Source organism: Clostridioides sp. ZZV15-6383 (genome assembly GCF_020657735.1).
Taxonomy (GTDB): Bacteria; Bacillota; Clostridia; order Peptostreptococcales; family Peptostreptococcaceae; genus Clostridioides; species Clostridioides difficile_D.
Genome location: NZ_JAGWCV010000090.1, coordinates 1 through 7,614, shown reverse-complemented (window position 1 = coordinate 7,614; position 7,614 = coordinate 1). Strand labels below are relative to the sequence as shown.

The window sequence follows — 7,614 nt, the reverse complement described above, 5'->3', positions numbered from 1 at the left end:
AGAAATGGATATAGAAATAAAAATGTTAAATCAGATTTTGGAGAAATAACTTTAAATATTCCAAGAGACCGAAATGGAGATTTTGAACCAAAGGTAATTAGAAATTATGAAAATGATATATCAGGAAGAGAGAGCCAAGTAATTGGAATGTACTCAAAAGATTAGAAATTGGACTCAAATTTTAGCTCATTTAAGTATTTATTTTGAAGAAAGAATTTTAACTCTAAATTAATAAAGAAAAATTTCAAAAAAATTAAGAAATTTTCTTAAAGGGGTAATAATTTTTGCAAAAATGGAAAAATATCAAAATAAGGCTATGATTTTCAAAGCAATAGCCTTATCAACAAATACTTAATTATCACTTAAAAAATAAATTTTTATTTAAAGAATACAAATAAATCTTTCCAGACTCGAAAAATCCAGCACTTATGGCTTTTTTGTTTTGTAATAATTAATAAAATATATATTTTTTATTAATTGTCTATTTCAAACTCTAATATTTCACCAGTAATTGCATTGATTGTTATCTCATACTCAGTATTTCCTTTTATCATTTCACCTTCATATTCCTTGTCATCTTTATCATACTTGAGTTTTACTATTTTTCCACCAGGTACTTTGTTTAGCATTATTGATTTAGCTTTTTCAGCACTAATAATAGAATTGTTGTTATTAGTATTAGAGTTATTATTGTCGTTATCATCAAAGTCATCATCAGAATCATTGTCTATATCAATATCTATAATTCTTCCATCAAATGCATTTATCTCTAATTCGTATGTTTTCTTATTTTTTGCTACTTTAGCCTCATATTCATTATCTTCAGCATCATATTTACAATAGATTAAATTACCATTAGGAACAGCATCTAGTGCTATAGACTTAGCTTTATCTAATGATATATTTTGTGTGCCTAAATTATTATCATTTAAATCATCATCTTTTTCAATTTCTATTATTTTACCAGAGTAGGCATCAATTTCTATCTCGTATACGACATTATCTTTTATAACTTTGCAGTCGTATTTATTATCATCTTCATCATAGTAACAAACTAGAATATTACTTTCTGGAAGAGCTTGCTTTAATATTTTTTTAGCCTCTATTAAGGATATTTTTTTAGCTTTATTTCTTATGTTGACATTTTTTAGTTTTAAAATATCTTCAAATGCTTTTTGGTTATATCCTCCTCCTACTTGTGTTATTTCATCTATATCTTTATTTTTAATGAGTTCTTTTTGACTATTTACAAGGCTACCATTAGATATCATTATAGGAGAATTTTCTTTAGCAGCGAGTACTCCTATTGATAATGAATCTACCAGTGCATTTTCTTGGTTAATACCATCTTTGGCTACAAATACATTATTTATTTTTTTGTCCTTATAGAATTTCTCAATAATTTTTGCATTAGTATTGTTTCTATCTGAACCACTAATTCTTTCTCTATTTGGATATTTCTTTACTGCATTGTCTGATAAAATCTTATCTCCTCCAACTATGTAAGATTTTTTTATGGACCTATTGTTTAAGAAGTTCATACTGCTATCATTACTGTTTTCATCTGATACTAGTATTATAGGCATATTATGTATTGCTGCTGGAGAAGCTATGCTAACTGCATCAGATAACCCCTTTAATCCATTTACAACTGCAACATTTTCCACCTTTTTTATTTTATCTATTTCTTTAAGTACATTTGTAGACATTTCATATATATTATTTCCTACTATTTTATTTATTTTTATGTTAAGTGACTTTATTTCATTTTCTACTTTAGAAGAGATACTATTTCCGTTATCTACTATGTACACATTGTTTACACCGAGTCTCTTAAGTTCAGCCTTAGTCGAATTTTCGATACTATTGTTATTTACTAAAAGTATAGGTGCATTCTTTAGCTTAGCAAATGGATTTGCACAAAGAGCACTTTGAATAGAGTTACCATTGACTATAATGGCTGTTTTTGATTGAACCCATCCCAATTTACTTACTTCTACAGCTGTTTCATATCTTGTTTTACCTATTAATCTTTCTTGTTTTGTAGCACTGTCTGCAAAAATTGCTGAAGAGCTAGAAAAAAACATAATACCTGATACTAGTATAGCTAAATTTTTCTTATTCATATTTTTACCTCACAATCTTTAAAATTTTATTATTTAGCATCACTTATTAAAATATAATCTTAAAATCAAGTTGATATTGAGTTTGAGACTATAAAATCAACAGATAAGAATATTTTAATATAAAATAATATAAAATTTCCATTTTTATACTTAATATTGTATCATAAATGTAAAAAGGAAAATACTTTTTAAAAAGGGTATACATTATTCATTTTTATATTTTCATAAATAAATCTTTTAACATTGTTTCATATGTTCTAAAACAGGTACAAAACTTATTCCTAAATTTGTTAGAGAATATTCTACTTTAGATGATTTCCTTATAAATATGTCTAGAAAGTATTTATAGCAATACTTATGAATTTGATTTTATGAAGTACTTTTTCTTGTGGAGCTTGAGAAGTAGAAAGTAGAGATAACATCCAGTAGCTTAACATTAAAAACTATATTTTTATAATATTTACTTTAAAATAAAAAAACCTATTGACTTGAAGTTAACTCTAAGTAGTAAAGTATAACTATGCAAGATTTATAGATATTTTTAAGAACAGTTAATGCAGAAAAATAAAAAATAAGTTTCAAAGGGGGAAGTAAAACAATGGAGTCAAAAAAATTAGGATTTGGATTAATGCGTTTACCAATAAAAGATGAAAATGATGTTACAACTATTGATATGGAATATTTAAATAAAATGGTTGATATTTTTTTAGAGAGAGGATTTACATATTTTGATACAGCTTATGTATATCATATGGGAAAAAGTGAGATAGCACTTAGAGAATCTCTAGTAAAAAGACACAAAAGAGATAGTTTTACTGTAGCCACAAAACTACCATTGATGGCTTTAAAGAAAAAAGAAGAACAAGAGACTATTTTTAATGAGCAATTAGAAAAATGTGGTATAGATTATTTTGATTATTATCTTTTACACAATATAGGGGTATCAAACTATGAAATAGCCAAAAAATTTGATAGCTTTAAATTTATTGAAGAAAAGAAAAAAGAGGGGAAAATAAAGAATATTGGTTTTTCTTTTCATGATAGTGCAGAATTATTGGATAAAGTCTTGAGTGAACATCCAGAAGTAGACTTTGTACAATTACAGATTAATTATCTAGATTGGGACAATGAAAGTATACAATCTAGAAAATGCTATGAAGTAGCAGAAAAGCATAATAAACCTGTAATTGTTATGGAACCAGTAAAAGGAGGTACACTTGCAAAGATACCAGAAAAGGCAGAAAAATTGTTTAATGACTATAATCCAGATATGTCAATACCATCTTGGGCAATACGTTTTGCAGCAAGTAAAGATAATGTTATGATGGTCTTAAGTGGGATGTCAAATATGGAACAATTATTAGACAATACAGGATATATGCAAAACTTTAAGCCATTTGTACAAGAGGAATATAATATTATAGATGAAGCAGTAGAAATTATCAATGAATCAATTGCAGTTCCTTGTACTGCCTGTCAGTACTGTGTAGAAGGATGTCCAAAAAATATCGCTATTCCAAACTATTTTGCATTGTACAATGCAGAAAAACAAGCTCTTAATACTGGATTTTCAACACAGATGGTTTACTATAATAACTATACTAAAACTTATGGTAAAGCTTCAGATTGTATTGGATGTAAACAATGTGAAGAAAGTTGTCCACAACACATCAAAATTATAGATGCTTTGAAGAATGTAGCAGAAATTTTTGAAAAATAATTGTTACCATAAAATAATTAATGTTATACATAAAAATTGAAGTTAATGAAATATAAGTAAAATAATTAATGATATATAGAAAAGTTGAAATTGATGAAATGTCCGTCAAACTGTTTAATTGAATTTTAAATTATACACTATCAAGAAAGGAGGAGGATTTGTGTGACAATTTCAGAAGTGAGTAAAAAATACGAACTTTCAGCAGATACTTTACGATATTATGAACGAATTGGTTTAATACCACCTGTAAATAGAAATAAAAGTGGAATTAGGTCTTTTACAGAAAAAGATTGCGAGTGGGTTAATTTCATAAAATGTATGAGAAGTGCAGGTCTTTCTATTGAGACATTGATTGAGTATGTAGCTATGTTTCAACAAGGCGACAGCACTATTCAAGCTAGAAAAGAACTTTTAATAGAGCAGAGAAACCAACTAGCAAAAAGAATGGAAGAAATGCAAAAAACTTTAGAACGATTAAATTTTAAGATTGATAGATATGAAGAAAGTATTATTGAGAAAGAAAAAGCATTAAAGAACAACGAAAATAAAAAAATGGAGGAAGTATCTTATGAGTAAAAATGTATTGATAGTATCAGCTAGCCCTAGAAAAGGTGGGAATTCTGATTTATTGTGTGACCAATTTATGCAAGGAGCGTTAGAATCCAAAAATCAAGTAGAGAAGATATTTTTAAAAGATAAAGATGTTAACTATTGTACTGGATGTGGTGCTTGTTATGAAAAAGGAGCAAGTTGCCCACAGAAAGATGATATGGGAGAAATTCTTGAAAAAATGATTAAGGCAGATGTTATTGTTTTAGCTACTCCAGTTTATTTTTATACTATGAATGCACAAATGAAAACTATGATTGATAGAACTTGTTCAAGATATACTGAAATTTGTGATAAAGATTTCTATTTTATTGTTGCAGCAGCAGATGAAAATGTGGCTGATATGGAAAGAACATTAGAAGGATTTAGAGGATTTACATCATGTCTAAATGGTGCTAAGGAAAAATGTATAGTTTATGGTGTAGGGGCTTGGCATGTAGGTGATATTAAGGGAAGTGAGGCAATGAAACAGGCATATGAAATGGGTAGACTAGCATAGTATGTTTGTATATAGGATAAAGGGAGTGTCTCAAAATGAACTTTTTAGTTCATGAGGCACTCTTTTTTTGTATGAAATCAAATACATTTTTATCATTTCAACAATGAAAAAGTGTCTTACCTGTATTTTAAGACAACCTCTTTATTCTATATCCTTTATACCCTTTATTTTTTGATGTTTATTTAAGTATCTATTGTTACTCATATATTTTAATAATTACTCTTAAAAAACTATCTAGATTCCTGCATGATATTATTTTCTTTAGTAATTAGCTTTTCTAGGGTTTTCCAATCTATTTCTTCCATATTTGCAAAATAATGCCCACTTCCTATACAAGTCAAATAGGACTTTCCATCTAATTCAAATGAAGAACCACCAATGCACTTTGGATTACATTTTTTGCAAGTACGAGTTTTGGTTATACTGTCTTTAATAGTTTTAGAACATTCCTCCACAGTATCCTTATATTTGTTTAGATGAAAAAGATTTGCCTTAACTCTCCACTTTTTCTCATTACACTCAATAGTAAATAAGCTACGTTTTGGTTTCTTAGTTGAATATACTATTTTATAAGAACGAGCACCTATTTTTGGTTCAATTTTACAATCTAGTGATTTACCAAGTTCGTGCAAATTACATGCAATATCATAATCTTTACCACTTAGTACCTCTAACATTTCTTCTGTTGTTTCTGCTGTTAATTCACTTTTGCTCATATTAAAAAATTCCCCCTATATAAATAATAATTTCATATGAAAATAATTAATATCAGTATATTAAATAAAGTTGTTAAAATCAATAAAATCACTACAATCTTACATTATTGGGCATAGAATGAGAGTTAATGATTTATTAGAAATAAGACTTAATAGTATGAAAATTCACTTAGACGTGGTACAATTCTATAAAAGATTTAAAACTAGGAAAGGAGAAAGTTGTTGAGATATAGCCAATATAACAATTTATTTATAGGTTGTAAATTTATTATGAGATTAATTAGATTGTTAAGTAAGACTATTAAAAGGTAGTTTTTTGGATTTTCAGCAATGGTGATAGGATATTGATAATTTTTTGGTTACTATTATATTTAGCTATTATATTTTCAATAGGCTCTATGATAACTAGAGTAAACAAGGTCTGGGTAAAGGTTTTATTATTTATAGTAGTTGGATTGTCAACTATAGTTCTTTCATACGTAATAACTTGATAATTTAAGATTAAAAAACAACTTTTAATTTGTAAATTCTCAAAACAAGAATTCTCATGTTGGTAAATTTCTAGATATGAGAAAAAAATTGACATTATAAAAGAGTTATTTTAAAGCTTTTTTCACAAAAAAATTCAGAAGTAACTGTTTTGAATGACTTCACAAAATTTTATATATAAATAAAGTTTGGCATGTTAATTGCTTTAATAAAAGTTAACAAGAACACAAATAAACATAATCATCTAAGTGTTGGTTATTTGAAGCTTTAGATTTGAATTTTAATCTAAAGTTTCGTATTGATATTGGTGTTTAGGAAATTTTATTTTCCTGTAAATATAACTTAATAATAGGAGGTGAAGTTATGTCAAAAGTAGTAATAGCTACAGAGAAAGCTCCAGGAGCAATTGGACCATATTCTCAAGCGATACAAGTTGGAAATATAGTTTCTACATCAGGTCAACTTCCAATAGATATGAAGACTGGTGAGTTAGTATCTGACCCAAAAGAAGCAACAAAAGCTTCTTTAGATAACGTAAAAGCAATATTAGAACAAGCTGGTACAAGTATGGATAAAATATTTAAAACTACAGTATTTGTAAAAGATTTAAAGGATTTTAATGATATTAATGAAGTGTATGCTACATACTTTAAAGAAAATCCACCAGCAAGATCATGTGTACAAGTTGCTCAATTACCAAAAGATGCAGTTTTAGAAATTGAAGCAATGGCAGTATTATAAGTATTATAACAATAAAACCAATAACAAAACTAATGAAAATTAAAAACTAATAAAAAAGTCTACAATTAAGAAAGTTTATATTAAAAAAGTCTATATAAAAATCTATCTAAATATTTAACTATTGAGCTTTTCTCATATGATGTATATTTTTGTGCTAAAAATATATTTGTTATATGCGGAAGGCTTTTTTGTATTTTATTATTGTATTGTGATTTATTTTTTTATTTGTATATTATAATTAAGGTAATCACTGTATAAAACAAGCTTTTTATAATTAATATTATGTGTTTTAATGCAAATATATAAATAAGTAATGTTTTATATATATTTTAAAAATTGACTATATGTTAAAATATAGCTAAACTTATAATTTGGTAAATTAAATTTTAATGGGGGAGACTATGTTAAGTAAATTAAAAGAATTTCAACAAGAAATGATAAAATACACTGAAACAGTAGCTAGTGTGTTAGATGTAGATATTGAAATAGTTGATTAAAAAATAGCTACGCACACTCGTGACTTTAGTCATGAGTTAGTAGCTAAAATAGTCAGCATATAGGGAAACTTATATGTAGAGATAGGATAAAACCTATCCAATACTACTTGAATTGCTGGAAACCCCTAAAGCTAACCAAACTAAAACATAAGGATGAAATAAACCTAAGTGTGAAAGTTACGAAAGTAGAAAAAATTGGTTAGATGGTATAAGGTTA

At 26.9% G+C, this 7,614-nt stretch carries 7 protein-coding genes; 5 read left to right on the top strand and 2 right to left on the bottom strand.

Features of this window, described 5'->3' with window-relative positions; genetic code table 11:
• A partial coding sequence (locus tag KGF42_RS18250; protein ID WP_227826831.1) for a transposase occupies positions 1–165 on the top strand: 165 nt, incomplete at its 5' end.
• Positions 166–473: 308 nt separating this feature from the next.
• Here the strand turns inward: KGF42_RS18250 and KGF42_RS18245 are convergent.
• Positions 474–2,126: a cell wall-binding protein Cwp21 gene (locus KGF42_RS18245; protein WP_227826830.1), complete on the bottom strand. Its 1,653-nt coding sequence runs from the start codon at positions 2,124–2,126 to the stop codon at positions 474–476.
• A gap of 598 nt (positions 2,127–2,724) precedes the next feature.
• Here KGF42_RS18245 and KGF42_RS18240 point away from each other — a divergent pair.
• The 3 genes from KGF42_RS18240 (at position 2,725) to KGF42_RS18230 (ending at position 4,954) form a co-directional block, all read left to right on the top strand.
• On the top strand, positions 2,725–3,846 hold the full coding sequence (locus KGF42_RS18240) for an aldo/keto reductase (RefSeq protein WP_227826829.1): 1,122 nt from the start codon (positions 2,725–2,727) through the stop codon (positions 3,844–3,846).
• A gap of 162 nt (positions 3,847–4,008) precedes the next feature.
• Positions 4,009–4,422, top strand: a complete 414-nt coding sequence (locus KGF42_RS18235; RefSeq protein ID WP_227826828.1) for a MerR family transcriptional regulator — start codon at positions 4,009–4,011, stop codon at positions 4,420–4,422.
• Positions 4,415–4,954 (top strand): flavodoxin family protein, encoded by a 540-nt coding sequence (locus KGF42_RS18230; RefSeq protein WP_227826827.1) that lies wholly within the window; start codon positions 4,415–4,417, stop codon positions 4,952–4,954. Before KGF42_RS18235 ends, KGF42_RS18230 begins: the two co-directional genes overlap by 8 nt.
• A gap of 230 nt (positions 4,955–5,184) precedes the next feature.
• Here KGF42_RS18230 and KGF42_RS18225 read toward each other — a convergent pair whose 3' ends face one another.
• Entirely contained in the window at positions 5,185–5,670 is a 486-nt protein-coding gene (locus KGF42_RS18225) for a hypothetical protein (protein WP_227826826.1), read from the bottom strand.
• A gap of 852 nt (positions 5,671–6,522) precedes the next feature.
• Here KGF42_RS18225 and KGF42_RS18220 point away from each other — a divergent pair.
• Positions 6,523–6,900: a RidA family protein gene (locus tag KGF42_RS18220; protein ID WP_003421988.1), complete on the top strand. Its 378-nt coding sequence runs from the start codon at positions 6,523–6,525 to the stop codon at positions 6,898–6,900.
• Positions 6,901–7,614 lie beyond the last annotated feature (714 nt).